General features: G+C 61.5%; 23 protein-coding genes. 13 read left to right on the top strand and 10 right to left on the bottom strand.

What is annotated here, in order from left to right:
• The first annotated feature begins 55 nt into the window (after positions 1 to 55).
• The gene (locus AC07VG_RS13110; protein ID WP_495021312.1) at positions 56 to 1312 is read left to right on the top strand and encodes a Zn-dependent hydrolase; all 1257 of its coding nucleotides are present in this window, start codon (positions 56 to 58) and stop codon (positions 1310 to 1312) included.
• Between the two features lie 243 nt (positions 1313 to 1555).
• Here the strand turns inward: AC07VG_RS13110 and AC07VG_RS13105 are convergent, their stop codons facing one another.
• Positions 1556 to 3124 (bottom strand): sensor domain-containing diguanylate cyclase, encoded by a 1569-nt coding sequence (locus AC07VG_RS13105; protein WP_495021311.1) that lies wholly within the window; start codon positions 3122 to 3124, stop codon positions 1556 to 1558.
• Between the two features lie 423 nt (positions 3125 to 3547).
• Here AC07VG_RS13105 and AC07VG_RS13100 point away from each other — a divergent pair, with 423 nt between their 5' ends.
• The 8 genes from AC07VG_RS13100 to AC07VG_RS13065 all read left to right on the top strand — a co-directional run bounded on the left by AC07VG_RS13100 (position 3548) and on the right by AC07VG_RS13065 (position 11980).
• Complete coding sequence (locus tag AC07VG_RS13100; protein WP_495021310.1) at positions 3548 to 4225, top strand: GntR family transcriptional regulator; 678 nt, start codon at positions 3548 to 3550, stop codon at positions 4223 to 4225.
• 84 nt (positions 4226 to 4309) lie between these two features.
• Positions 4310 to 5044 carry an SDR family NAD(P)-dependent oxidoreductase gene (locus tag AC07VG_RS13095; protein ID WP_495021309.1) on the top strand — a complete coding sequence of 245 codons (735 nt, stop codon included), beginning with the start codon at positions 4310 to 4312 and terminating at the stop codon, positions 5042 to 5044.
• Positions 5037 to 6101, top strand: a complete 1065-nt coding sequence (locus AC07VG_RS13090; RefSeq protein WP_495021308.1) for a phosphotransferase — start codon at positions 5037 to 5039, stop codon at positions 6099 to 6101. Before AC07VG_RS13095 ends, AC07VG_RS13090 begins: the two co-directional genes overlap by 8 nt.
• Entirely contained in the window at positions 6098 to 7363 is a 1266-nt protein-coding gene (locus AC07VG_RS13085) for an aspartate aminotransferase family protein (protein ID WP_495021307.1), read from the top strand. The genes AC07VG_RS13090 and AC07VG_RS13085 overlap by 4 nt, the downstream gene beginning before the upstream one ends.
• Positions 7364 to 7602: 239 nt before the next feature.
• Positions 7603 to 8703 carry an ABC transporter ATP-binding protein gene (locus tag AC07VG_RS13080; RefSeq protein ID WP_495021306.1) on the top strand — a complete coding sequence of 367 codons (1101 nt, stop codon included), beginning with the start codon at positions 7603 to 7605 and terminating at the stop codon, positions 8701 to 8703.
• 35 nt (positions 8704 to 8738) lie between these two features.
• Positions 8739 to 9767 carry an ABC transporter substrate-binding protein gene (locus AC07VG_RS13075; RefSeq protein WP_495021305.1) on the top strand — a complete coding sequence of 343 codons (1029 nt, stop codon included), beginning with the start codon at positions 8739 to 8741 and terminating at the stop codon, positions 9765 to 9767.
• Positions 9768 to 9849: 82 nt separating this feature from the next.
• Positions 9850 to 11097 carry an ABC transporter permease gene (locus AC07VG_RS13070; RefSeq protein WP_495021304.1) on the top strand — a complete coding sequence of 416 codons (1248 nt, stop codon included), beginning with the start codon at positions 9850 to 9852 and terminating at the stop codon, positions 11095 to 11097.
• A gap of 10 nt (positions 11098 to 11107) precedes the next feature.
• Complete coding sequence (locus AC07VG_RS13065; RefSeq protein WP_495021303.1) at positions 11108 to 11980, top strand: ABC transporter permease; 873 nt, start codon at positions 11108 to 11110, stop codon at positions 11978 to 11980.
• Positions 11981 to 11988: 8 nt separating this feature from the next.
• On the opposite strand, the gene AC07VG_RS13060 is transcribed toward AC07VG_RS13065, so the two are convergent.
• Positions 11989 to 12945, bottom strand: a complete 957-nt coding sequence (locus AC07VG_RS13060) for a threonine dehydratase (protein ID WP_495002132.1) — start codon at positions 12943 to 12945, stop codon at positions 11989 to 11991.
• 105 nt (positions 12946 to 13050) lie between these two features.
• On the opposite strand from AC07VG_RS13060, the gene AC07VG_RS13055 reads away from it, so the two are divergent.
• A complete protein-coding gene (locus AC07VG_RS13055) occupies positions 13051 to 13848 on the top strand; it encodes an AraC family transcriptional regulator (protein ID WP_495002131.1) in 798 nt (265 codons plus the stop codon).
• A 37-nt stretch (positions 13849 to 13885) separates the two neighbouring features.
• Here the strand turns inward: AC07VG_RS13055 and AC07VG_RS13050 are convergent, their stop codons facing one another.
• The 3 genes from AC07VG_RS13050 to AC07VG_RS13040 form a co-directional block, all read right to left on the bottom strand.
• Positions 13886 to 14182 carry an EcsC family protein gene (locus AC07VG_RS13050; protein WP_495002130.1) on the bottom strand — a complete coding sequence of 99 codons (297 nt, stop codon included), beginning with the start codon at positions 14180 to 14182 and terminating at the stop codon, positions 13886 to 13888.
• A 136-nt stretch (positions 14183 to 14318) separates the two neighbouring features.
• The gene (locus tag AC07VG_RS13045; protein WP_495002129.1) at positions 14319 to 15662 is read right to left on the bottom strand and encodes an ATP-binding protein; all 1344 of its coding nucleotides are present in this window, start codon (positions 15660 to 15662) and stop codon (positions 14319 to 14321) included.
• The gene (locus AC07VG_RS13040) at positions 15659 to 16318 is read right to left on the bottom strand and encodes a response regulator transcription factor (RefSeq protein WP_495002128.1); all 660 of its coding nucleotides are present in this window, start codon (positions 16316 to 16318) and stop codon (positions 15659 to 15661) included. The genes AC07VG_RS13045 and AC07VG_RS13040 overlap by 4 nt, the downstream gene beginning before the upstream one ends.
• A 197-nt stretch (positions 16319 to 16515) precedes the next feature.
• Here AC07VG_RS13040 and AC07VG_RS13035 point away from each other — a divergent pair, with 197 nt between their 5' ends.
• The 3 genes from AC07VG_RS13035 to AC07VG_RS13025 are packed head-to-tail and all read left to right on the top strand — an operon-like array spanning position 16516 to position 20150.
• Positions 16516 to 16986 carry a DUF2271 domain-containing protein gene (locus tag AC07VG_RS13035; protein WP_495021302.1) on the top strand — a complete coding sequence of 157 codons (471 nt, stop codon included), beginning with the start codon at positions 16516 to 16518 and terminating at the stop codon, positions 16984 to 16986.
• Positions 16987 to 17011: 25 nt separating this feature from the next.
• A complete protein-coding gene (locus AC07VG_RS13030) occupies positions 17012 to 19192 on the top strand; it encodes a PepSY domain-containing protein (protein WP_495021301.1) in 2181 nt (726 codons plus the stop codon).
• Positions 19182 to 20150, top strand: a complete 969-nt coding sequence (locus AC07VG_RS13025) for an FAD:protein FMN transferase (RefSeq protein WP_495002232.1) — start codon at positions 19182 to 19184, stop codon at positions 20148 to 20150. The genes AC07VG_RS13030 and AC07VG_RS13025 overlap by 11 nt, the downstream gene beginning before the upstream one ends.
• Here AC07VG_RS13025 and AC07VG_RS13020 read toward each other — a convergent pair.
• The 5 genes from AC07VG_RS13020 to AC07VG_RS13000 all read right to left on the bottom strand — a co-directional run bounded on the left by AC07VG_RS13020 (position 20137) and on the right by AC07VG_RS13000 (position 25609).
• Positions 20137 to 20466 carry a DHCW motif cupin fold protein gene (locus tag AC07VG_RS13020; RefSeq protein ID WP_495002125.1) on the bottom strand — a complete coding sequence of 110 codons (330 nt, stop codon included), beginning with the start codon at positions 20464 to 20466 and terminating at the stop codon, positions 20137 to 20139. The genes AC07VG_RS13025 and AC07VG_RS13020 overlap by 14 nt on opposite strands.
• A 118-nt stretch (positions 20467 to 20584) precedes the next feature.
• Entirely contained in the window at positions 20585 to 22954 is a 2370-nt protein-coding gene (locus AC07VG_RS13015) for a CehA/McbA family metallohydrolase domain-containing protein (RefSeq protein ID WP_495021300.1), read from the bottom strand.
• A gap of 50 nt (positions 22955 to 23004) precedes the next feature.
• On the bottom strand, positions 23005 to 23754 hold the full coding sequence (locus tag AC07VG_RS13010) for an ABC transporter permease (RefSeq protein WP_495021299.1): 750 nt from the start codon (positions 23752 to 23754) through the stop codon (positions 23005 to 23007).
• An 8-nt stretch (positions 23755 to 23762) separates the two neighbouring features.
• A complete protein-coding gene (locus AC07VG_RS13005; protein ID WP_495021298.1) occupies positions 23763 to 24764 on the bottom strand; it encodes an ABC transporter substrate-binding protein in 1002 nt (333 codons plus the stop codon).
• On the bottom strand, positions 24761 to 25609 hold the full coding sequence (locus AC07VG_RS13000) for an ABC transporter ATP-binding protein (RefSeq protein WP_495021297.1): 849 nt from the start codon (positions 25607 to 25609) through the stop codon (positions 24761 to 24763). The genes AC07VG_RS13005 and AC07VG_RS13000 overlap by 4 nt, the downstream gene beginning before the upstream one ends.
• Between the last annotated feature and the right edge of the window lie 111 nt (positions 25610 to 25720).

Raw genomic sequence — 25720 nt, 5'->3', positions numbered from 1 at the left:
CCACAACCGCAGTCCACTGACCTACCTGCTGGACTTTCAGCCGCCCGGAGAGCCCATGAGCCCCCTTCCCGATCTTCACCTGAACGGCGCCATGCTTCTTCAGCAGCTCCGTGCGTTAGGCGAACTGGGTACCGACCCCCTGAACGGTGGTCGTACCCGAATTGCGCTGACCGATGCGGACAAATCCGCACGCGACCAGCTCGTGGCCTGGATGAAAGAATTGGATCTGGATATCCAGGTTGATCGTATTGGCAACCTCTTCGGCACGCTCCACGCTGCTGACGACCAAGCCGGGCAAGCCCCCCTGATGATCGGCTCGCACATCGACACGGTGACCAATGCCGGCGCACTGGACGGTTGTTATGGCGTGTTGGCGGGCCTGGCCGTGGCCCGTGCCTTCCGCGAGTCAGGTGGACTGCCGCCACGCGCCATTGTCATCGTGGCCTTTACTAATGAAGAAGGTGTCCGCTATCAACCGGACATGATGGGTTCACTGGTATACGCCGGGGGAATGTCGGTCGAAGCGGCCTTGGCCACCCTGGGCACGGACGGCACCCGCCTCGCCGACGAGCTGGAGCGCATCGGCTATGCCGGCGATCTGCAACCAGGCTCCATCATTCCACACGAATACCTGGAACTGCACATCGAGCAAGGTCCCATCCTCGAAGCCGAGAATACCTTGATCGGCGTGGTGGAAAACCTCCAGGGGATCTCCTGGCAACAGGTGATCGTGCAAGGCAATGCCAACCACGCGGGCACCACCCCGACCCGCTTGCGGCACGATGCCGGTTATGTGGCCAGCGCAGTGGTTGCCGAACTGCGCAAGATCGCCCTGGACGCGAACGGAACCACCCTGGCCACCGTCGGCTGCATGAGCTTCGAGCCGAACGTGATCAACGTCATACCGCGCAAGGCCAGCTTCACGGTGGACCTGCGCGACCCCGATGAAACGCGACTGGTTCGCGCTGAACAGCGGCTCTCGCGCTTCCTTGCCGAAATCTCGGCAGCCGAGGGCGTGCATATCAGCACCACGGAGTTGGTGCGCTTCCAACCAGTGGTATTCGACGCCGGCCTGGCCGACGAAATCGAGGCATCCGCCAAACGCTTCGGCTTCAGCCACAAGCGCATGACCTCAGGTGCGGGCCACGACGCGCAGATGATCGCAAGGATTGCGCCGTCGGCGATGATCTTCGTGCCCAGCCGTGGAGGCATCAGCCACAACCCCCGCGAACACACCGATGACGATCAGTTGATCAAGGGCGCCCAGGTGCTCCTTGATGTGGTCCTGCGACGCCTGAATATCCTGTTGTAATGCCCATCCGAAACCACGCGCTACCGGCAAAAAACCGGTGGTGATGGGCGCGGCCTTGCCTGACGGAGTCCGTTATGTTGCTCGCCAATCCCAACGGTTGGCATCAACGCCCGCTCACGCATCCTGCTGATCAGCGCCGGGCGTCTACGCCAAGCGGGTGGGTGAGTCCGCGGTTTCGGTTCAGGCACGCCAGCAGGCCTGGTTGGCGAACGCCTGAGCGACGCCGCCCGCTGGCGTATCAGCTCAAGTCGAGGTATCAGACCGGTGATTGGAAATGACGGTCCGATTTCTGCCGTTGGTTTTTGCCACGTACAGTGCTTTGTCAGCAATATCGATCAAGTTCTCGGGCGTGTCCCCTTTTGAGCCTGATAAAACACTGATGCCCACGCTGATGGTGACGACTTTGGCGGGTGATTCGCTGTGTTGGATCGAACTGCTCTCCAGTTCAGTGCGAATTCTCTCGGCGATGATAAAGGCGCCTACATAGTCGGTGTTCGACAGTAAGATGGCAAATTCCTCGCCACCGTACCTGGCGGCCAGGTCACCTTCCCGAGAGATATTATTTTTGATGATAGCGCCCAGCACTTTCAAACACTCATCGCCCTGTACACGGCCATAATGGTCATTGTATTTCTTGAACAGATCGACATCGATCATGATCAGCGCAACGTCATCGGGTCGTCGTCTTGCCTTGTAGACTTCCGTATTGATAAACAGGTCAAACTTGCGACGATTGGGCAGACCGGTCAACCCATCCTCGAGAGCCAACTGCCCAAGCACCTTGTTGGCCTCGATATAGTTTGCCTCAGAACGCTGCAACTCCTTTTGCAGTTGCAACTGCCGACTCATAAGCCTTATCAGTCGATAGCCAAGAACGCTGAGAATAATTAGCAACACCGCTGATATAAGAAAACTGGCAAAGGATTCGCTGCGCCAATCCGCCAGTATTTCATTTCTATCAAAGGCGGCGATCACCACAAGAGGGTAGCCACTGACCCGTTGAAAGCTGATGACCCGTTCGGCATGGTCAATAAATGATCGGATGGTGGCGGTGCCCGAGCTGACCTCGGGGGTTAACAAGGCAAATATCTCTCCCGTTGAAATATCGGTGCCAATATCAATCTCGCGGAAGGGTTTGCGTACGATGATATGCCCTGCGGCGGAGGTCAGATTGATCAGGCCATTCGCGCCCATGTCAATGCCATCATAGAGGCTGAGAAAATATTTAAGATAGAGCGTGGCCAGGGTCACCCCGGCAAAACTACCGTCCGGGTGATTGAGCCTTCGCGAAATGGTAATGACCCATTCATTTGTTGAGCGACTGCGTATCGCCGGGCCAATATAGGGCGCCAAGCTGGCATGCTCACGATGGTAGATAAAATAGTCGCGATCCGAGTTATTGACGCCGTACGGCACGGCACCGTTCGAATTGAACAGCCAGCGCCCCTGCTCATCATAAATAAAAAACCCATGGACTTGCGGCAGGCTTTTTTGTTGGTTTTTCAGTATGCCGCCCAAGCGTTCCAAGGTCTGCGCCCCGGTGCCTTCGACTTCCACTTGCCCCTGAATGCCCAATATCACGGTATCTGCTTGAGTCAGTGTCGCCGCGATATTGGATGACAAGGTCTTGGAAAGATTTGACATCTCGATTTCTTTGTCATGCAGGTGATACTCCAGAGAATTGAATACCCCCCAGATGCTGATCGCGATCAATGAGATACATACCGCTGCCACAAAAAGCACCACATGGCCGACCTTGAGCGTGGCATCGGCCCACTCGCCTTTAAGAAACGAGGTCGCTTTTGTGATCATGAAACCCTTCCATGTGGTTGAAATGATGACGTGTAGTTTATGCGATTTTCCGAGAGGCCTCACATTTCTGAGCATGAGATGCACTCCGCGGTGCACGCGCGGCTTGAGATCGAGTCCGCGCCCCCCCCTGACGGCGGCTCAACGGGTCCAGATGCCTGGCCTGGAAAAGTCTAGCGTCAGTCGGATGATGGGCAAGGCCAACAGACCGTTGCGCATACCCATCGCATCGCTATGGCCAGACGCAGGTCAAGTCCGCGCTGGAGCACTTGAGCCTGTCAGAATAGCAGTCAATCGCCCTGGGCCTCGCGGTCTATGCCCATGCTGCAACCGCGCGTGGGTAGGAGCAACGCCAATTTTCGCAAAAAGCCTAATGCATCATGTTGTATAGTCTTTGACTAAACGCTTCCATGCACTCGGTGATCCATGTCTTACCCTCTCGACGCTATCACTCACACCTATTTGGGCAGCAACGTCTATTCCCAACTGCGCAACGCGCTGATCACCGGCGGCCTCAAGCCTGATGACCGCCTGCGTATCCGGGAGCTGGCCAGTCAGTTGGGGACGAGCGTCACCCCCGTGCGTGACGCCATTTTGCAACTGGCAAAAGAGAAAGCGTTGGTGCTCAAGACCCCAAAGGACATCCGGGTGCCCGTGCTCGATAGCGCGGCCTATCTGGAAATCCGCACGCTACGCCTGAATCTCGAAGGCCTTGGCGCCGAAACCGCCGCACGGCTGGCCACCTCAAACGATCTGCAGCGTATCGACGCCAACATCCAGCTCAACCTTGAAGCCATCAAGCAGAACGACCTGCCTGAAGCGCTACGCCTTAACAGCGAGTTTCATTTTCTGATCGCGGAAACCGCACGCATGCCGTTACTGCGCAGCTATCTGGATAGCCTGTGGATGCGCGCCGGCCCCTTGATCGCCCAGGCGTATGTGCATTTCTCCTTGACCATGGCCATCGAGCACCACGTCGAAGTGCTTAACGCCCTGCGCCAACAAGATCCCGCCGCCGCCAAGCACGCGATTCAGACCGACATTCTCGACGGCAATCAAAAAATGCTCGAGTTCATCGCCGTCAGCCAGGAAGTGACGGCCTAGCGAAACTTTCGTGCGCCGGCCTATTGACACTCGACACGCCTAAAAACATGATGCATCAAACTTCAAATCTGAAGAGGTGCACTCATGAGCGTGAAAAGAAAGCTGCTGTTAACCGGTGCCAGCCGCGGCATCGGCCATGCGACGGTCAAGCATTTCAATGCCGCGGGCTGGGAAGTCTTCACCGCCTCCCGGCAAAACTGGGTCGCTGAATGTCCCTGGGCAGAAGGTTTGCTCAACCATATCCACCTGGATCTGGAAGACATCGACAGCGTCAGCGCCAGCCTGGCGACCATCAAGGACAAACTCGGCGGGCGCCTGGATGCCTTGGTGGACAACGCCGGCATCTCGCCAAAAGGCCCGGAGAGCAGCCGACTCGGCGTGCTGGAAACCGATTACGCCACCTGGTTGAAGGTGTTCAACGTCAACCTGTTCTCCACCGCGTTGCTGGCCCGGGGTCTGTTCGATGAACTGAAAGCGGCCCAGGGCAGCATCATCAACGTTACCTCCATTGCCGGGTCCAAGGTCCACCCTTTCGCCGGTGTCGCCTACGCCACCTCGAAGGCGGCGCTTTCGGCCCTGACCCGGGAAATGGCCTACGATTTCGGCCCACATGGGGTTCGGGTCAACGCCATTGCCCCCGGCGAAATCGACACCGCGATTCTGTCTCCAGGCACCGCCGATATCGTCGAACGACTGGTGCCGATGAACCGTCTGGGCAAACCTGAGGAAGTCGCCTCTCTGATCTATTTTCTCTGCACCAGCGGCGCTTCCTACGTGAACGGCGCGGAGATCCACGTCAATGGTGGCCAGCATGTCTGAGGCGGTCATGGGGCCCGTGTGCTGCGCCGACGTGATGACGACCCAAGCGCCGAGTATCGATAGCCGCGCAGCGCTGGACATCGCCCGTCAGGTGTATGGTCTTGAGGGTACGCTCAAGCGACTGAATGGCGAACGTGACACCAACTTTCTGCTGCAAACCCCGCGCGGCGCCTTCGTTCTGAAATTCATCAACCCCGCCGAAGACCCCAGCGTTATCAGTTTCCAGACCCAGGTCTTGCTGCACATTGAGCAGCACGGTGCGCATTTGCCAGTGCCGCGGGTCCTGGTGGCGCGCAACGGCGAGGTCGAGCCCGAAGTCCGGGTCGGCGAGCAGCAACTGACACTGCGCAGTGTCAGTTACCTCAACGGTATCTCGCAAAATCTGGGTCAGCCCAGCGTGGCCTTGATGCACCAACTGGGCACATCCCTGGCCGAAGTGAACCTTGCCCTCAAGGATTTCCAACACCCGGCCGCGCACCGCAATCTGCTCTGGGATGTCGGCCACGCCGAACGGGTCAGGCCTTATCTGCACTGCCTGGAAGCCGATCAACTGCCCCTGGTGTCAGCGCTGCTGGATCGCCACGAAAGCTACGTCAAGCCACGCCTGGGCAGCCTCAGGGCACAGGTCATTCATAACGACCTGAACCCCCATAACGTCATGCTCGACGGCGAAACCGGCAGCCGGGTCGCCGCCATCATCGACTTCGGCGATGCCCTTCACGCCCCGCTGATCAACGAATTGGGCACCGCCCTTTCCTACCAGTTCGACGCGGCTGCGCTCGACCCGCTGTGGCAGATCAAGGCGTTTGTCGCCGCCTACCATGCACGGATCCCGTTGCAGCGCGAGGAGCTTGAGTTGCTGGGCGACCTGATCGCCCTGCGCATGGCCATGGCCATCACCATTGCCCAATGGCGCGCCAGCCTGTATCCGGAAAACCGCACCTACGTGCTGCGCAACCTGCGTAACAGTTGGCGCAATCTGCAATGCCTCACCGCCCTGCCCGCAGGGCTGCTGACCCAGAGCCTGATCCAGGCCTGCACGCCGGAGGTTCCATGAGTTCGTCCACTACCGCTGAACTGCTGAGCCGGCGCCAACGCGCGCTGGGCGCCAGCTATCGACTGTTCTACGAAGAACCTTTCGCGCCGGTGCGCGGTGAAGGCGTATGGCTGTACGACAAAGACCACACAGCCTATCTGGATGCCTACAATAACGTGGCGTCCATCGGTCATTGCCACCCTGCCGTGGTCGCCGCCATTGCCGAGCAAAGTGCCCAGCTCAATACCCACACACGCTATCTGCACCCCTCGATCGTGGATTACGCCGAAGATCTGCTCAGCGAGTTTCCCGCGCCGCTGGATAACCTGACCATGACCTGCACCGGCAGCGAGGCCAACGACCTGGCGCTGCGTATCGCCCGTGGCCACAGCGGTGGAAGCGGCATCATTGTCACCCGCTGGGCCTACCACGGCGTGACCAGCGCACTGGCCGACGTTTCGCCGTCGCTGGCCACCGGCCTGCCGACCGCCAGTCATGTACGATTGGTCGATGCACCCGACACGTATCGCAAAACGGCGGATTTCGTCGGCAGCGTAAAAGCTGCGTTGCAAGATATGCGTGCTCACGGCATCAAGCCCGCGGCGCTGCTGGTGGACAGCATTTTCTCCAGCGACGGGGTGTTCAGCCCCGCCAACGGCGAACTGGTCGCCGCCGCGCAATGCATACGTGACGCCGGTGGCCTGTATATCGCCGACGAGGTACAGCCCGGCTTTGGCCGTACCGGCGGACAACGTTGGGGGTTTGCCCGTGAGGCGTTGGTTCCGGATCTGGTCACCCTCGGCAAACCCATGGGCAACGGTCATCCGGTCGCCGCCGTGGTCGGGCGCTCGGCACTGTTCGATCAATTCGGCCGCCAACAACGCTATTTCAATACCTACGGCGGCAACCCGGTGTCCTGCAAGGCCGCGCAGGCGGTACTGCGTGTGCTGCGTGAAGAAGACCTGCAAGCCAATGCCCGTGAGGTCGGCAACTACCTCAAGGCGGGATTGCGCAAACTGGCCGAGCATCACGAAGTCATTGGCGATGTACGCGGCGAAGGCCTGTTCATCGGCGTCGAACTGGTGGCCGATCGTCAAACGCAAAGCCCGGCAACGGCGGCGGCCGCGGCGGTCGTCAATGGCATGCGCCGCCGTCAGGTGTTGATCAGCTCAACCGGGCCCAAGGCCAATATCCTCAAGATTCGCCCGCCCCTGGTCTTTGCCCGTGAGCATGCGGATTTGCTGCTCGAGCGCCTGGATAGCACCTTGAACGAGCTGCGCTGAGCGTCACGCATTGCCGGCGCCGGTCTGGCTAAACCCGCTTCGGCGCCCATGCCTGGTCCCTCATCCGGGGCAATTCGTCATCGATTCGCGCGTCCAGGCACACCGCTGGTGCGCCGGACGGGGGCTTTCACCCCGATACCCCTAGATCCGGCGAGCCAGGCTCCATGGCACAGATTCTGCTTAAAACAAAACATGATGCATCATGTTTTTATAATGACAACGAATGTGGAGGGTTTGAGATGACCGGTAACAATGCAAGCGCCTTCGTCCGCTTCAAAGGGGTGGAAAAAAGTTACGACGGACTGAAGACCGTGGTTAAACGACTGGACCTGGATGTCGCCCGGGGCGAATTCCTGACCCTCCTCGGCCCTTCCGGCTCCGGTAAGACCACCAGCCTGATGATGCTGGCAGGTTTCGAAACCCCGACCCAAGGCCAGATCTTTCTCGAAGGCAAGGCTATCGAGAGTGTCCCCGCCCATCGCCGTGGCATTGGCATGGTGTTCCAAAACTACGCACTGTTCCCGCACATGAGCGTCGCCGAAAACATGGCGTTTCCATTGCAGGTGCGGCGCATGCAGCGCCATGAAATAGAAACCCGGGTCAAGAAAGCCCTGGAGATGGTGCGTCTGGGCAATCTCGCCAAGCGCTACCCCAGCCAACTGTCCGGCGGCCAGCAACAGCGAATCGCACTGGCCCGAGCACTGATTTTCGAACCGAAACTGGTGCTGATGGACGAGCCACTGGGAGCCTTGGATAAACAGCTGCGCGAACAGATGCAACTTGAAATACGCCACCTGCACCGTGACCTCGGCCTCACCGTGGTGTTCGTCACCCACGATCAGGCAGAAGCCCTGACCTTGTCCGACCGCGTGGCGATTTTCAACGACGGCGTCATCCAGCAGGTTGACACACCGCAAGCGCTCTATGAGCGCCCGGCCAATACCTTTGTCGCCAGGTTCATGGGCGACACCAACGTCCTGCCTGGCGTATTGGGCTCGTTCAGTGCAGATCGCTGCCAGGTTCAACTCGATCAGGGCGAACCTCTATTTGCCCGAGCTACCCCCGGCCTGGTCAGTGGCAGCAAAACTTCCCTGTCGATTCGCTCCGAACGCGTGATCCTCGACGGCGACGCCCGTTATGACAGCCGTCTGGCCGGACGTATAGAAGAGTGTATTTATCTGGGCGACCACGTCCGCATACGCCTGAATGTCGCCGGCAACCATGACTTCAACGTCAAGGTGCCGATCGCCCAGATGCAACCCCACTGGCGCGAGGGCCATAGCCTTCCCGTCTGTTGGCACAGCGCCGATGCCTCGGCACTCAGTGCCATGTCCGCGTAACCCTCCTCCCTATCGATGACTTCAGGTGACTTGCCATGCTCAAGCGTTTTGCTGCACTGACTGTTCTGGCTGCTTTCGGCGGCCAGGTAAATGCCGAATCACTGACCGTCGTGTCGTTTGGCGGTCTCAACAAGGACGCCCAGGACAAAGCCTTCTACCAGCCCTTCGCCGCCACCGGCAAAGGCACGGTGCAGGCCGGTGAATACAACGGCGAAATGGCCAAGGTCCGCGCCATGGTGCAAACCCGCCAGGTGAGCTGGGATGTGGTCGAGGTCGAGAGCCCCGATCTGATCCGTGGCTGTGCCGAAGGCCTGTTTGAACCGCTGGACTGGAGCAAACTGGGCGAGGCCGGAAAATTCGTCAACGGCGCCGCCACCGAATGTGGCGCCGGGATTTTTCTCTGGTCGACCAACCTGACCTACAACAGCGCCAAGCTCAAAACGGCGCCTAAAGGTTGGGAGGCGTTCTGGGACACCAAGACCTACCCCGGCAAGCGCGGTCTGCGCAAAAGCGCCAAGTTCACCCTCGAAGTCGCCCTGCTGGCCGACGGTGTGAAGCCCGCCGAGCTGTACCAGGTGCTGGGTACCCCCGAAGGCGTTGACCGTGCCTTCAAAAAACTCGACCTGATCAAAGCCGATATCCAGTGGTGGGAAGCCGGGGCCCAACCCCTGCAATGGCTGGTGGCGGGCGATGTGGTCATGACCTCGGCCTACAACGGACGGGTCTCGGCGGCACAGAACGAAGGCCATGACTTCAAGATGGTGTGGAATCAGAGCCTGTATGACATCGACAGTTGGGCCATCGTCAAAGGCTCGCCGCACAAGGCCCTCGGCGAGCAGTTCATTACCTTCGCCAACCTGCCGCAACATCAGAAAGTCTTCGCGGAAAATATCCCTTACGGCCCGACCAACAAAGACACCCTGCCGTTGATCGACGCCAAGACCCGGGAACAACTGCCAACGGCCCCGGCCAACCTGGAGAACGCCCTGCAAGTGGACACCAACTTCTGGATCGACCACGGCGAAGAACTGGAACAACGTTTCAACGCCTGGGCGGCGCGCTGATCGAACGCCCGCACAGACTGCCCGGGTCGTGTCGGCGCTCGCCGCCCGCACACCCGGGTCCGGTTGATGAAAGGAGACCTCCATGTCCGAAGCATTTGCCCTCGAGCCAGCGCCGCCAGCGGCTCAGACGCAACGACTACAACGGCAATTACAGGCCACGAAACGTACCTACACTCGGCGTTCGGTGCTGTTGATTCTTCCCCTGCTGGCGTTGCTGGTGCTGGGGTTTCTGACCCCCATCGGCTCACTGCTGAGCAAGAGCGTGGAAAACCCGGAAGTCGCCGACACCCTGCCAAAGACCTTGGCTCAGTTGAAAACCTGGGACGGCCAGGCCCTGCCTGGCGAGGCGGCTTTCAGCGCCCTGGGTGAAGATTTGCGTAGCGCCCGCAGCAACGGTCAGTTGTTCGCCTTCAACCGCCGGCTGGGCTACGAAAGCGCCCACTTGAGCAGCCTGTCGAATGCCGTTCTGACCCGGCTGCCGGCCAACGGCAAACCCGTGCGTGAAACGTTGCTCAACGGCGTGCCGGCGCTGGCCGATCTCAAGACCTGGTTCACCCTCAAGCACCTGGGCCAGCCATACACCGACTTCTATTGGCTGGCGGCGTTCGACCTTAGGAAGGAGGCCGGTCACATCAGCGCTGTCGCCCCGGATAAGGCGCTGTATGTCGATGTACTCAAACGCTCGCTGTTGATCGCCGCGTTGGTGACCGTGTTCTGTGTGCTGCTGGGTTATCCGCTGGCCTATTGGCTGTCACGGCAACCGGCACGGCGCGCGAACCTGCTGTTGATCCTGGTGCTGCTGCCGTTCTGGACCTCGCTGATCGTGCGCACAGCCAGTTGGATCGTCCTGCTGCAATCGGGGGGGCTGATCAACAACACGTTGATCGACCTGGGCGTCCTGGAGAAACCGCTGCAGTTGGTGTTCAACCGCACCGGTGTGCTGATTTCAATGACCCACATTCTGTTGCCGTTTCTCATCCTGCCACTGTACGCGGTCATGAAGGGCCTCGACCCACGCTTTGAGCGCGCCGCGATTTCCCTGGGTGCTCATCCGTTCACAGCGTTTTGGCGGGTGTACCTGCCGCAGACGTATGCCGGCGTGACGGCCGGTGCGCTGTTGGTGTTCATCATGGCCATCGGTTACTACATCACCCCGGCGTTGCTGGGCGGCCCCGGCGATCAAATGATCAGCTACTTCGTCGCGTACTACACCAACACCACCATCAATTGGGGCATGGCCACCGCGCTGGGCACTCAACTGCTGATCGTCGTGTTGTTGCTGTACTGGGTGTACGCGAAGGTCTCGCGTCCCGCCAATCGAACTGCCTGAGGAGCCTGCAATGAAGCACGTCGAACCGTTCGAAATCCGTCTGCTGCGCCCGCTTCTGGACACCTACAGCCTGGCGTTGCTGATGTTCCTGATCATCCCGATCCTGGTCATCGTTCCGCTGTCCTTCAATGAAGGCTCGTTTCTCAGCTATCCGTTGAGCGGCCTCTCCCTGCGCTGGTATCGCGAGTTCTTCAATTCCGGGGACTGGATGCTGGCGCTGCTCAACAGCTTGAAAATTGCGCCCGCCGCGACCTTGCTCGCCACCGTGTTGGGTACCCTGGCTTCGGTCGGGTTGTCGCGGGGAGAGTTTCGTGGCAAGGCGCTGATCATGGCGATCATGATTTCACCCATGGTGGTGCCCGTGGTGATCGTGGCGGTCGGGTTGTACTTCTTTTTCGCCCAGTGGGGTTTGATCAACAGCTACCTGGGCCTGATCATCGCCCATGCCGTACTCGGCGTACCGTTTGTGGTGATCACCGTCAACGCGACACTCGAGGGCTATGACCGCAACTTCACCCGGGCCGCCGCCAGCCTGGGTGCGACACCCTGGTATGGATTCAAGCGGGTGACCTTGCCCCTGATTGCACCGGGCGTGCTGAGCGGCGCGCTGTTTGCCTTCGCCACCTCCTTCGACGAAGTGGTCGTGACCCTGTTCCTGGCCAGCCCTGCGCAACGCACCCTGCCGATGCAGATGTTTGCGGGCATCAAGGAAAATCTCAACCCGACCATCGCTGCCGCGGCAACCATCATGGTGCTCAGTGCCTTGTCGCTACTGCTGGCCATGGAGGCGCTGCGACGTCGAAACGAGCGTATTCGGCGTTGTCCATCGAGGGTCGACCGTGCCTCAGGAAGCGCCCGACAGCAATCGACCCCGACTGCCTGATTAGCGGATCACGCAATCACCTTCGCATACACCGGCCTGTCGACATTCCCACCGGTCAGGATGACCCCCACCCTCTTCCCGGCCATGGCCTCACGCTCCTGCATAAGCGCCGCCAGTGCCGCCGCTCCCGCCCCTTCAGCCAGGTTGTGGGTGTCGCTGTAATACACGCGCATGGCCTCGGCAACCTGCGCGTCCGAGACCGCTACGATCCTCGCCGCCCCGGCCGCATACACCGCAAAGGCTTCGGGGATCGGCTTGCGCACGGCCATACCGTCGGCCAGGGTATTCGCCGAGGCGGTTTCCAGTATTTTCCCGGCTTCGAAGGATCGCTTCGCGGCGTCAGCTTCGGTCGATACCACACCGACCACCTGGGTCTTCAGGCCCAGCGCATCACGGGCGGCGATAATCCCGCAAATCCCCGAGCCACAACCTATGGGCACGTAGACGGTGTCCAGATCCGGTACCGCCTTGAACAACTCCAGCGAGTAGGTGGCGACACCCTTGATCAATTCGGCATGGTACGGCGGCACCAGATAGAGGCCTTGCGTCTCAGCCAGGCGCGCGGCCTCCTCACGGGCTTCGTCGAAATCCTGGCCAAACTCGACGACCTCGCCACCAAAACCGCGCATGGCGTTGTTCTTCTCCACGGAATTGCCCCGCGGCACCACGATCAGCGCCCTCAAGCCCAGCGCCCGGGCCGCCAGGGCGATGCTCTGACCGTGGTTACCACGGGTAGCGGTGACAACGCCTTGCGTGTTCGGGTGGGTACGCTTGAGCCAGTGCATGAAGGTAATGCCGCCGCGCACCTTGAAAGCACCGGTGGGGGTGTGGTTTTCGTGCTTGACCCAGACCGTGCAGCCCATGCGCTCGGCCAGCAAGGGCCAGGCGTATTGGGCGGTGGCGGGCATCACCTGGTATACCTGGCGGGCAGCGTTTTCGATGTCGTCGCGGGTCAGTCCGTGCATGGTTGTTCTCTCTGAGGTTTTGCCCAGTCTAGGCAGGAGCACAGCCCATCGGCTTTCAGAAAACTGACCTGACCTTCAGGGTTGTCCTTCAGTAAGATGGTGCCCATGAATCGTCGAAACAACTTGCCGCCCCCGTCCCTACACGAACCGGTCCGTCGTGCCGAGGCCGGGCCGTGGGCGATCGAGCTGCTGCCCGGCGCCCGCTACGCAACCCGCTACATAGCGACCCAGGCCGCCATTGGCTTTGCCTTCGACAGCCAGCGAGGCCTGCACGCGATTGGCAGCGACCGGGTGCGCCCCTTCACGGCCACGCCCAACGGCCTGGCATTCATACCGCCTGGGTGCGACGTGTTTTCTGAATCGCCCGAGGGCGGCGAATACCTGCGGATCATCCGCACCGACGGTACAGCACTGGCGGGAGAGCATGCTTTTAACAACCGGATTGATCGGCAGGCGATTGCCCTGGCGCAGCGAATGCGCAGCGCGCTGTTGCGGGCCTCGGTGGAAGACGACTGGGAGACCTGGGCACTGGCCTTGGCCCAACGGGCGGCGGGAGACCCTGTGCTGCCGGAGCTGTCCCGTGGTTCGATGACCAACCACCGGCTGCGCCTGCTCGACGAGTTCATTGACGCCAAGCTCGACGGGCCGCTGAGCGTGCAGGCGATGGCGCAGACACTGGGTTTATCCGAAGGCTACTTCATACGTGCGTTCAAGGACGCAACGGGCAAGAGCCCGCACAGTTACCTGATCGATCGACGCCTCGCCCGGGCCCGGTGCCTGTTGCGCGGCTCGGCGGAGCGCTTGGCGGACATCGCCCAGGCCTGCGGTTTTGCTTCCCAGGCGCACATGGCCACGGCCTTCAGGCAGCGCTTGGGGGTCAGCCCGCGGGATATGCGCGGGTAATCGGCAATCGGGTGATTGCCGAGCAGGCGCGCCCGCCTCAAAGGGTCACGCGATAGCTCTGTGATCCCCGTATGGGAAGGGACTGGCAGAGCTGCCGGACCACCTCCTGGCCGTAGCGCCTTTCCAGCTTCCGGACAATGAAGTGCCCGCGCGCCATGTCCTGGAAATGATTGATAAAAGCCAGGTTGATCAACGCACCGCCCACCGCGCCGATCGCCGGTATGGCTTGCGCGGCGGCTTTCTCGCCCACATGGATGCTGAATCGCTCGGCAATGGCAGCGATCAACTTGAGTACCGAACCATCCGACAGGGACTTCGCCAACGCCGCGCGCACGGTGTAATAACCGGTTTCCGAGTCGTATCAAGGTGCGGTCACCGTCCAAGCTCCACGGCGATGAAGAGATCTTGCGTGCCCAGAACTGACTGGCTGCCCGCTCCAACCTCGACTCGCTTTCGTCAGTCGGCAACGCTCAAGCGGACAGGGTCGGCGCGAGCTGAAACTGGATGGCGACTTCGAAACCATCGGTCCTGCCCGGCGCGGGTGAGGCTAACGTCATGCTTGCCTTGACCCCATGGACGATGCTCTTGGCAATCGCCAGGCCCAGCCCCGAACCGCTGGTCTCGCTGCTGCCCCTTACAAAGCGCTCGGTCAGATGCCGCAACACCGGCTCCGGCACCGCAGCCCCGCCGTTGACCACCCGCAACAGACCCTGGGTGGTGAGACTGACCTCGACCGGCTGATCCGCCGCGCCGTATTTCAACGCATTCTCGATCAGGTTACGCAACAGGATGCCGAAGGCGTCCGGATCGATGGCCGCAAAAACACTGGCCTGGGTCGGGAGTTGCAAGCCGATCCGCCGACCACTGCTGTGCTTCCACTCATCGACCACATGGGCCAGCAAGGGAATCAGGTCCTGAGGCGTTTCGGACAACAGCCCGCCGCCTTCGGCCTTGGCCAGTTGCATAAGCTTTTCCGAGAGCCGGGCCAACTCCCGCAGGGAGCTTTCGATCTTTGTCGCACGCACGCGCAACGGGCCCTCGGGGGCCTCGTGGCGCAGTCGCTGGATCTGCGCCAGGGTCGCGGCCAGGGGCGTACGCAATTCATGGGCGCTGTTGGCGGTGAAGCTGCGCTCGGTCTCCAACGCCTTGCGCAAGCGCTCCAGCAGGTGATTGACCGCCTCGGCCAGCGGATCGATTTCAGCCGGCAGGCGGGCCACCTTGATCGGCGAAAGATCACCGACACCACGAACCTCGACAGCCCGGCGATAGGCCAATACGCTGCGCAGGCTGATCCGCACCAACAGCCAGGTGCCCAGCAGACTGATGGGAATCAGCGCCAGCAACGGCAGCAACAAGGCAACCAGTGCTTCACGCGCGGCTTCACGACGATGGCTCAGGGGCTCGGCGATCTCGATGAATACCTCTCCATGCCGCGCACTGGCGCCGTACAGGCGGTACTGACGCGTCGTGGAAAAGCCTTCGCTCGGCGGTTTGCTGAAGATCTTCGGACTGGCGTCATGGGACTGCATGAGGATTTCGCCAGCGGCATCGCGCACCCGGTAAGCCAGATATTCCTTGTGCATTCTCAGGGTAGGCACGTGCTGTGCCTCCGGCCCCCGTTCACGGCTACCGATTTCCAGCACCGCCAGCGGCAGGATGCGTTGCGCGGTTTCTTCCAGCGCGCTGTCGAACGCCTCGTTCAGCTCATGTTGCACCACCAGCCAGGCGCCGACGGTCCCCCCCAGCCAAAGCAAGGTCATGCCCAGGGTCAGACCCACGCCCAGGCGTTTCTGCAGACTTGCGGAAGGTTTCATTCGGACATCAACCGGTAGCCCATGCCGCGCACGGTTTCAATCATTTCACGGCCGAGTTTTTTGCGCAGACGGCTGATATAGACCTCGATGGTATTGCTCTCGATTTCGGCGCCAAAGGCATACAACCGCTCCTCAAGCTGTGACTTGGACAGCAGTGCGGTGGGACGTTGGACAAACGCCTCGAACAGCGCCCACTCGCGGGCCGTGAGGTCGACGATCAGACCATCGCGCAGGACCGTGCGGGCGCTCATATCGACCTGCAGCTCGCCAAGCCTGATGTGCGGGTTGGGATTACCGCTATAGCGTCGGGCCACTGCGGCCACCCGGGCCGAGAGTTCAAACAGATCGAAGGGCTTGACCAGATAATCGTCGGCCCCCGCATTCAGGCCGGCGATGCGCTCGGATATCTGATCCTGGGCGGTCAGGATGATCACCGGGGTCACATCCCCCGCCGAGCGCTGCTGACGCAAAAAGTCCAGCCCGCGACCGTCCGGCAGCATCAGGTCGAGCAGGATCAAGTCGTAAGGCGTGGTGCGCACGCTACTGCGGGCATGGTCCAGGCACTGCACCCAATCCACGGCGTGGCCGTCATCGGCGATCTGCTCGCGCACCGCATCCCCCAGCCCTACTGCGTCCTCGACCAGCAAAACCCGCATGCGGCACCTCTCGTGATGGTTGTCGTGGCACACCTTAGCTGCCTTTGCTGACGTGAACCTGAAGATTCAGGTGGTTGTCAGGAATGCGCTCTAGGGTATGCCACAGACGCCGCCTCCGGCAGCTATTTCCAAAGCTTCAGGTTGCTGTCAGCCGGCAGCTCCAGACTCTGGCCACACCGCTCAAACAGGATACCGTCATGAAGACCCTCATTGCTGCAACCTGCCTCGTCGGCGCCCTTGCCCTGCCGGAGTTGGCACAGGCCCGTGAAGTGACCCTGACCACCCTGCTCAAGGACTACGGCGGTAGCGAGGCCTATCTGGCGATCTACCTCACCGACGGCAATGGCCAGTACCAGAAAACGCTCTGGGTCGCCGGCCGGAAGGCCAAGTATTACCGGCACCTGAGCGACTGGGCCCGTGGCAGCGGCCAAAAACCCGCTGAATTTGATGGGATCAGCGGTGCCAGCGTCGGCAGCGGCGACACCCTCAAAGTCAGCGTTGAGTTGGCGGACACTTTGATCGATGCCGGGTTTCAGATTCGCGTCGACAGCGCCGTGGAGAACCAACGCGAAGGCCGCGCCGACGTCAGCGTGCCCCTGACCGCCAACGGGGCGGGCAGGCCAACCACCGGTAGCACCTACGTAAAGTCATTTACCTACGACCTGTAATACCTGCCGTTTCTGGAGGCTGAACATGCTTCGCCAGTTCCACTCACTGCCCGGCCTGGTGGCCGCCCTGCTGGTTATGCTCCTGGCCATCAGCGGCGCACTGCTGTCGATTGACCCGGCCCTGGAGCGCCTGCATAGCGCTCCGAGCGCCACCGGGCAAGTCAATGTCGGGCAATTGGTCGGGCGCGTCGCCGAGCATTTCCCTGGCGTGGAGCAGATCCGCCGCACCACGTCCGGAACGGTGATCGTCTACCACAACCAGAACGGCCAAGCCGCGATGGACATCGTCGACCCATTGACCGGCCTGGGCCTGGCGCCCTATGCGCCGTCGTCCTTCACGCGCTGGGTGAAAGACCTGCATCGCTCGCTGTTCCTCGGCGTACCCGGCCACGCCGTATCCGCCGTCGGCGCGCTGTTCATCCTGATACTGTCGGTGTCTGGCGCGCTATTGCTGGCGCGGCGCCTGGGTGGCTGGCGCAATTTGCTACGTCCGCTGCGGGGAACCTTCAGCCAGCGCTGGCACTCGGAAATCGGGCGCCTGGCTTTGCTCGGCCTGCTGCTGTCGGCATTGAGCGGGCTGTACATGTCCGCCACGACCCTGGGGCTGGTCGCCGACGGTAGCCAGGATGAACCGCCCTTCCCCAGTCAGGTCAGCGCCGCCCCAGCCTTACCGATAGCGAGCCTGCAAGCCTTGCGGAGCACCGACCTGAACGATCTGCGCGAGCTGGTTTACCCAAGCCCCGACAACCCGCGGGACGTATTTACCCTGCGCACGGCCCAGGGCGACGGTTACGTGGACCCGGCCAACGGCGCCTGGCTGTCCTATCAGGCCCACGACGCGATGCACAACGCTTACGAATGGATGTACCAGTTGCATACCGCTGAAGGCCTCTGGTGGCTCGGCCTGCCGCTCGGCGCTTGCGCCCTGTGCGTCCCGTTGATGAGCGTGACCGGCATCCTGCTGTGGTGGCGCCGCCGCAAGAGCGGGCCGCAGCTGGGCCACAACAGCGATGCGCAATCGGCCGACTGTGTGATTCTGGTCGGCAGCGAAAACAACAGCACCTGGGGTTTTGCCAAGTCCCTGCATGAAACCTTGCACCAGGCCGGTCATCGGGTACACAGCACCTCGATGAATGAATGGACTGGCGAATACCACGGCGCCGAGCGCCTGTTCATTCTCACCGCGACCCACGGCGACGGCGATGCGCCGGCCTCGGCGGCGCGGTTCCTGACGCGACTCGGTGAGACGGGCGTCAAACCCGGCCTGCCGTTTTCCGTGCTGGGCTTTGGCGATCGACAGTTTGCCCGCTTCTGCCAGTTCGCCCATCAAGTCCAGGACGCAATGCTGCAAGCCGGTGGCACGGCGTTGCTGGAACTTGAAACCATCAACCGCCAATCCTCCCAGGAGTTCGCCCGCTGGGGCCATGCCTTGGGTGAGAAACTGGGACATGACCTGACACTGGTCCATGCCCCCGAACGTCCGCGCACCCAACCACTGCTGTTGACCGAACGCACCGTCTACGGTGAACAGGTGAATGCGCCGACCCAGGTGCTGCGCTTCAAGGCCGCCGGCGAGCTACCGAGCTTCCAGGCCGGCGACCTGGTCGGAGTCCTGCCCCCGGGCAGCGCAGTGCCACGTTTCTACTCGCTGGCCAGTCGTTCGGAGGACGGAGTGCTGGAGATCTGCGTGCGTAAACACGAAGACGGCGTGTGCTCGGCGTTTCTGCATGACCTGGAAATGGGCGCGCAGATCGATGCCTTTATCCAGCCCAACCCACAATTTCGCCCGGCGGCGGGCAACCAGCCGGTGATTCTGATCGGCGCCGGTACCGGTATCGGTCCCTTGGCCGGTTTTATCCGTAACAACAAGGACCGGCACCCGATGCACCTGTATTGGGGCGGACGCCACCCGGCCTCGGACTTTCTCTACGAACCGGAGCTCAAGCGCTACCTGGCGGACCGGCGTCTGACGGCGTTACGCGCAGCCTTTTCCCAGGCCCAGGACCGCAGCTATGTACAGGACAGGCTGATCAACGATGCACTGGCCCTACGCCGGTTGATTGAGAAAGGCGCGCAGGTATTGGTGTGTGGCAGTCGCGAAATGGCCAAGGGCGTGATGCAGGCGCTGGATGAAGTACTCGCGCCTCTAGAGCTCAGTGTGCTGACCCTGAAGACACAAGGACGCTACCGTGAAGATGTCTACTGAGCTGCAACGCTACAGCCTGAATGGCGAAACCATGGGCACCCGCTACACGGCCTTGTTCTACGCCGATACCGGGATCGATGTCGATGCCATCGGCCGGGACCTGGCGCACGCCGTCGGCCGAGTCGATCAGCAGATGTCAACCTGGAAGGCCGACTCCGATCTCAATCGCCTCAACGCCGCCCCCGAACAGGAATGGGTGCCGGTACCCAGAGAAATGATCGAGGTGTTGTCCGCGGCGCTGAGTATCAGCCAGCAATCCAACGGAGCCTTCGACATCGCTGTCGGTGACCTGGTACACGCCTGGGGATTCGGCCCCGGCGAACCGACGGTCATGCTACAGCCGTCCGCGACCAGCCCGTCGCCAGCCCGTCGATCGGCGAGCGCGGCCCTGGTGGTCGATTCACGACGCAATCAGGTGTGCAAGCGCGCGCCGCTGAACCTTGATTTGAACGGCATCGCCAAGGGTTTCGGCGTCGATGAACTGGCCCGTAGCCTGGAAGATTTTGGCATCACCCGGTACCTGGTGGGTATCGACGGCGACATGCGCGCTCGTGGTCTCAAACCCGACGGCAGCGCCTGGGCCGTGGCCCTGGAAAAGCCCAACCGGGGCGTACGTGAAGTGATGGGGGTGATGGATCTCAGCGACGCCGCCATTGCAACCTCCGGGGACTATCGACAATGGGTCGATTTAGCCGGTCGCTCCTATGCCCACACCATGGACCCGGCGACCGGCGCACCGTTGTGCAATACCCTCGCATCCGTCACCGTAGTGGCGCCAACCGGCCTGCTCGCCGACGCCTGGGCCACGGCGCTGATGGTACTGGGCGAAAAGGCAGGTCCACGCTTGGCTCAGGAACGCGGAATGGTTGCCTTATTCGTATTACGCGACGGGCAAAAGCTCAAGGAAATATACGTTTCTGATGGGACGTTACAGGTTGCAGAGCTCAATCCACAATAAACAATTTCGCTCCGCACGCAGTGGACGAACGATGCCCCTCGTTATTATTGCCGACCTGATAGCTCATCCCCGCGGACAGGGTAAACCGGCGACCATCTTCCAGTTCGGTGTCCAACTGGCCCTCCAGGCACAACAGGATATGCCCTCTCCAGCACCAGTGGTCGGCCAGGTATCCGGGGCTGTACTCGACCATCCGCACACGAGCACTGCCAAACTGACAGGTCCGCCAATAGGCGGTCCCCGTCTGGCCCGGATGGGCGACAGGCTCGATAGTCGACCAATCCGTCGTACCGAAGGGGATAGCCGTAAGATCCATGGAGTTATTCCTCGCCGAAAAGAGCCACAGACCGTATCAAGCCGCCGCGAGGTTGAATAGATACAGATCAGCAGGATCGAACGCCGCGAGTTGGCGCCCTCCGCGTCCAGACGGGCTCCTACACCGTCAAAAACAACGCCGAAGTCCAAACCCTCGACTGATCCCGCTGCCGAGCACAAATGAACAACGGATGCTCACGCCCCGCCGCCAACTGCAACGCCGCCAATTCGATCGTCCCCTGCACCTCACGCGGTAACAACGCATCGGTTGTCCGCTCCAGGGACACCTTCAACTCCGCCCCCGGCAGTTCCTCGATTACCTGCCCTCGCGCCAGCAACTGCTCACCGGGCAACTCCATCAGCAGTGTCGGGGCGTGCACATAAGGTTGCGGCTCGGACGGGTCGCCGACCTTGATGTAGTTGTCGATACGGCTTTGAATCTGCAAGGTCGCGCCAGCCAGTTGCGACAGGTCGATTTCGATGCTGTCGGTATCGCCATTGGTATCGGTGCGAAACGCCAGTGTCGTCGCGTCCTTGCGCCATACGGTCTGCTCGGGATGGTCGAGACCCAATGCCCGGAAGCCCTTGATCACCGCACCGGTTACGCGGATCTCGCCGGTCCAGTAGGCACCGCGATAACGGTCCTTGATCCGTGCACCACCCAGGCGCAGGCGAATGCCGTGACCGGAGAAGCCCAGTTCCTCATGCAGGTTGCGCGACCAGACCCGCCGTTCGCCGTCAAACAGTTCGACCTGCTCCCAGCCCGCCTCCCCCAGCAAACGATAATCCAGCGTCGCATCGGCCCGTGCAGTGAACACTTCACCCATAAAGTGCGCACCCTGGCGCAGACTGGCGAACGCGCGCTCACCGGTGGTGGCGAAGGTCCGACGGGCACGCAATGCCTTGCCGACACTGGCACGGTCAAAACGCTCGGCGACCACGCCGGTCAGCCCGCCGCGCGATCCGAACACCGCCGTGGCCGGCACGCCGCCGCCACAACGGCCCTGATGCTCGTCGCTGTTGGCCGCGGCCCCGACCCGATAGCCACGTTGCAGGGCCTCGGCATAGACCCAATGGAACTGCCCCCACGCCGACCCCACTTCAATCAGACGCTCCAGCTCCGGGTGATGCCAGTCCAGGTTGCAACGACGCCCGCCCACATGCGGCATCATCAGATGGCCTTCAGGGTCCTTGGCATAGGCAGCATACAACTCGTCCACTGGCCAAGCCCCGGGCTTGATGGTCCCGGCGGTGAATTCGTTCCATTCGAAGGACCGTACCAGGCGGCCCTGGTTGTCAAAAGGAAACTCCGGCTTGCGATCGTGCAGGAACACCACGTTGCGATCACCGCCGGCACAGGAGTTGCCGCACCACTCGGTGCCGGGATAGCAGACAAATCGACCCGGCTCGTTGAGTTGGTGAATCAGCTTGACCGCCTGGTCCCAGCGTTGCTCGGTGATATTGAAATCGTTGGCGGTATAACCGAGCACGTCGAGCCCTGCAACATCACGACCATAACTGAGGTTGTACAAGGTGTCGTTGGTGCCCACGGTGTCGTCGGAGTGCACATGCAGGTCCGCATAGAGCGGGCGCAATGCGCTACCGGCCGGATCGACCGTGACAAAGGCCCGGGCCCCGCGCACAAACGGCCCCTGCACCTCGGCCGCCAATTGCCACTCGCCCACCGCGCCGAACTTCACACCCTCAAGCCGGGCAATCGCCCAACCTTCGGCTGCCAGGCGGAACGGCTGCTGCCGCTGTTCGCCTTGCGGACCGGTCAGGCTCAGCAGGCCCTCGAGCGGCAACTGGCGGCAGGTATTGCCCCAGGCATCGTCGACCCGCAGCAGGACGTCGAACGCCTCGCCGGCGCTGACCAACCGCGGCACGATCAATTGAACGCTTTGCGCCGGCCCCGGGACGATATCCAACAACACATCACCGGGGACCTCGGCAAACTTCGAGCTGCCCAGCGGATCGATGAACAGGCGGAAGCGGAAGTCCTTCTCGACAAAGCTCTGCACCCGCGTGCCCGCGCCACCCTGGCGCCGGTCGCCGAGACGGATGACGATGCGGTCACCAGGATTGAGGTAGCCGTCGACGATGTCGATGATCAGCGCTTTCTGGAAGGGCCGCTCATGGCCCTTCTGGTCGAAACGCACCTTCAGGTGCTGCACAGTGGCCTGGCTCTGCCCGGGCACCAACTCCCCGGCCTGATACTCGGCACTGACGTAGTTGGGACCCGCCGGGTTCGAGGTTTGGAACAAGGCCCAGTCGGAGTAGAACTTGAACGCCAGCTTCAACCAGGCACCGTCCGCCAGCCCGCTGCCGCCGACCTCGTAGACCAAGGTGATTTCGTCCCATTGGCCGGCCACCAGGATCTGGCGATCACAGCTGATCGCCCCCAGGAACGGCCGTTGTTTGTTGCGTTCGTACAGACCTTGCGGGGCTATGTAATGCCCGGCTTCGCGGGGATCGAACAGGTTACTCACATGACACCTCGTACAGGATCATTGAAGGTTTGAAGGGGGGCACCGGCGACTTATTGCTCGCGCCATTGCTGGTAATGACGCTCGATGCGCCGGAACACGAAACTCTCCATCAGCCAGGCGATCAGCCCGATCAGGGCAATGCCCAGCAGCACCTGGCTGCTGTTGCCGATCTGGCCCCCGGTGGAGACCATCCAGCCAATGCCCTGGGAGGCGCCGATCATTTCCGCCGCCACCAGCGCCCGCCACCCCTGGCTGAAACCGATGCGCAGGGCCGCCGTGACGAACGGCAGCGACGCCGGCAGGTAGACATGGGCCAGCAACTGCCAGGGACTGGCGCCCAGCGTGCGGGCCGCGCGCACTTCCCCGCCGCGAATACCCTGCACGCCCTCCTGGATCGTCACCGCCATGGGGAACACCGCGGCAATGAAGATCACCAGCACGATGGACACATAGCCCAGGCCGAAGATGATCATGATCAACGGCGCCCAGGCGATCGGTGGGATGGCCATGAACAGGCTGTTGAGCGGCGCGATGAAGTCGCGAAAACGCGAGGACAATCCGCCCGCCGCGCCCAGCAGCATGGCGACGATGACCGCCGCGCAGAACCCGCCGAGCTCCTCCAGGACGCTGGCTCGCAGGTGCTGCCAGAGCGAACCGTCGTCCAGCCAGCGCAACGCCTCGCGGGCGACATCCCAAGGCTGCGGCAGGATGTAGGTGGGAAAACGACTGGCCAGGGCGACCCAGATCAACAGCAGGAATGGCAACGACGCCCATCCCCAATTCGGTTTTGGCAAGGACATGGGCAGACTCAGCGCGAAGCTTTTTCCAGGTAGGTGGTGTCGACGATCTGCTCGGTCTTGAGCGTGCTGTCGATAAAGCCCAGGTCATGGGAATAGTTCATCAGGCGCTGGATAAACTGGATGTCCGCGACCTCCAGGTCAGCCGACCAACCCAGTCGGGTGCGGGCCTGGGCGACAATGGTTTGTGGGGCGATGGTCTTGCCATCGGGCCCTTGCACCGCTTCGAGCTTGAACGCCTCGGCGATGATCCGATTCGACTCATCGGGATGCTCGTTGAGAAAGGCGATGGCCTTGCGATGCGCGCGCAACAGTTTCACCACGTCATCCGGGCGTTCCTGCAAGGTTTGCGGCAACGCGATCACCACATACCAGGGGTACTGGGGCAAGGCCTGGTTGACATCGAACAGGACCCGGCTCGAACCACGCAGCAAGGATTGGCTGACAAAGGGTTCCCAGGAAAACGCCGCATCGACGATGCCGCGCTCCAGGGCGGCGTTCATATTGCCCGGGGGCATGTCGATAATGTCGAGGTCATGGTCCGGGTTGAGCCCAGCCTTCTCCTTGAGCACATAACCGCGCAGCAGCACGTCCATGCCACTGCCCTTCTTGACCCCGGCGAGTTTTTTGCCCTTGAGCTCGGCCAATGAGTTGATCGGGCTTTTGCTGTCGACAATCACCGCCGCCTGGCCGTAATTGACCTTGGCCAGGATCCGGCTCTGCAATCCACGGGAAAACCACTGGTACACCGGCGGCGTGCCGACATAGGCCACATCCAGTTCACCAGCGGCCAGCGCCTGCTGAATCACCGGACCATCCCCCAGTGCCCTGAGGTCTACGTTCAGGCCTTCTTCTTGGTAATAGCCCTCCTTGTCCGCGATCAACGCCGGGGCATTGGCCATGGCAAAGACATATCCCACCCGCAGCGGCTTGGCTTCCCCGGCGACTGCCAATGAACTGCCGGCCACCGCGACAATCGACAATAAAAGAGCAAGCAGCGTAGGTTTGATCATTGGATCGACTCGGCTTCAAGGGAGAGAGAGGGAGAACAAACGCGGGCCTCGGACAACGCCATGACCTGGGAAATACGCTCCATCAGCTCATTGCGGTAATCGAGGAACGCCGGCAAGCGGCGGGTTTTCAGATTGGAGCGCGGGCGTGGCAGCTGGATCTTCAGTTCACTGTGAATACCGCCCGGCGCGATATTGAGGACAATCACCCGGTCGGCGAGGAACACCGCCTCGTCGATATCATGGGTAATGAACAAGACGGTCTGGCCCAGCTCGGCCCAGATGCGCAGGGTTTCTTCATTCATGTGGTTGCGGCTGATGGCGTCCAACGCGGCGAACGGCTCGTCCATCAGCAATACCTCCGGCTCCAGTGCCAGGGTGCGAGCCAACGAGACACGCTGCTGCATCCCACCGGAAAGCTGATGCGGCAAGCGCTGCGCGGCCTGCTCCAGGCCGACCAGGCGCAGGTACTGCATGGCTTGCTCACGCTGCTGCGACTCGCTGACATCGGCGGCCATGCGCAAGCCGAAACGCACGTTCTCCAGGGCTGTCAGCCAGGGAAACAACTGCGGCGCCTGGAACACATAACCCAACTCCGAACGCTCGGGACTCACCGTGGCCTGGTTCAGGCGGATCTGCCCCGCCTGCGGTTGGACGAAACCCGACAACAGGTTCAGCAAGGTGGTCTTGCCACAGCCGGACGGCCCGAGGATCGCAACAAATTCGCCGGGGGCCGCGCTCAGGCTGAACGAGGAAAACACCCGTTGCCCATTGGCGTAGCTGAAGCTGATGTGCTCGACGCTCAATGCATCGGCCGGCGGTGGCGTACGAAGGATGGTTTCTGGCATGGCAAGTATCATCAGGTCGTCTACAATGGGAATACCTGACATAATACGTATTAATACAAGTCGTCCCAATAACCTATTTTTATAACCTTAGAAGTGAAGGCCGCACCCTGA

Source organism: Pseudomonas sp. GW821-FHT03C07 (genome assembly GCF_059420925.1).
Note: the sequence above shows the minus strand (reverse complement) of the source record. Positions and strands in the feature narration are given on the sequence as shown.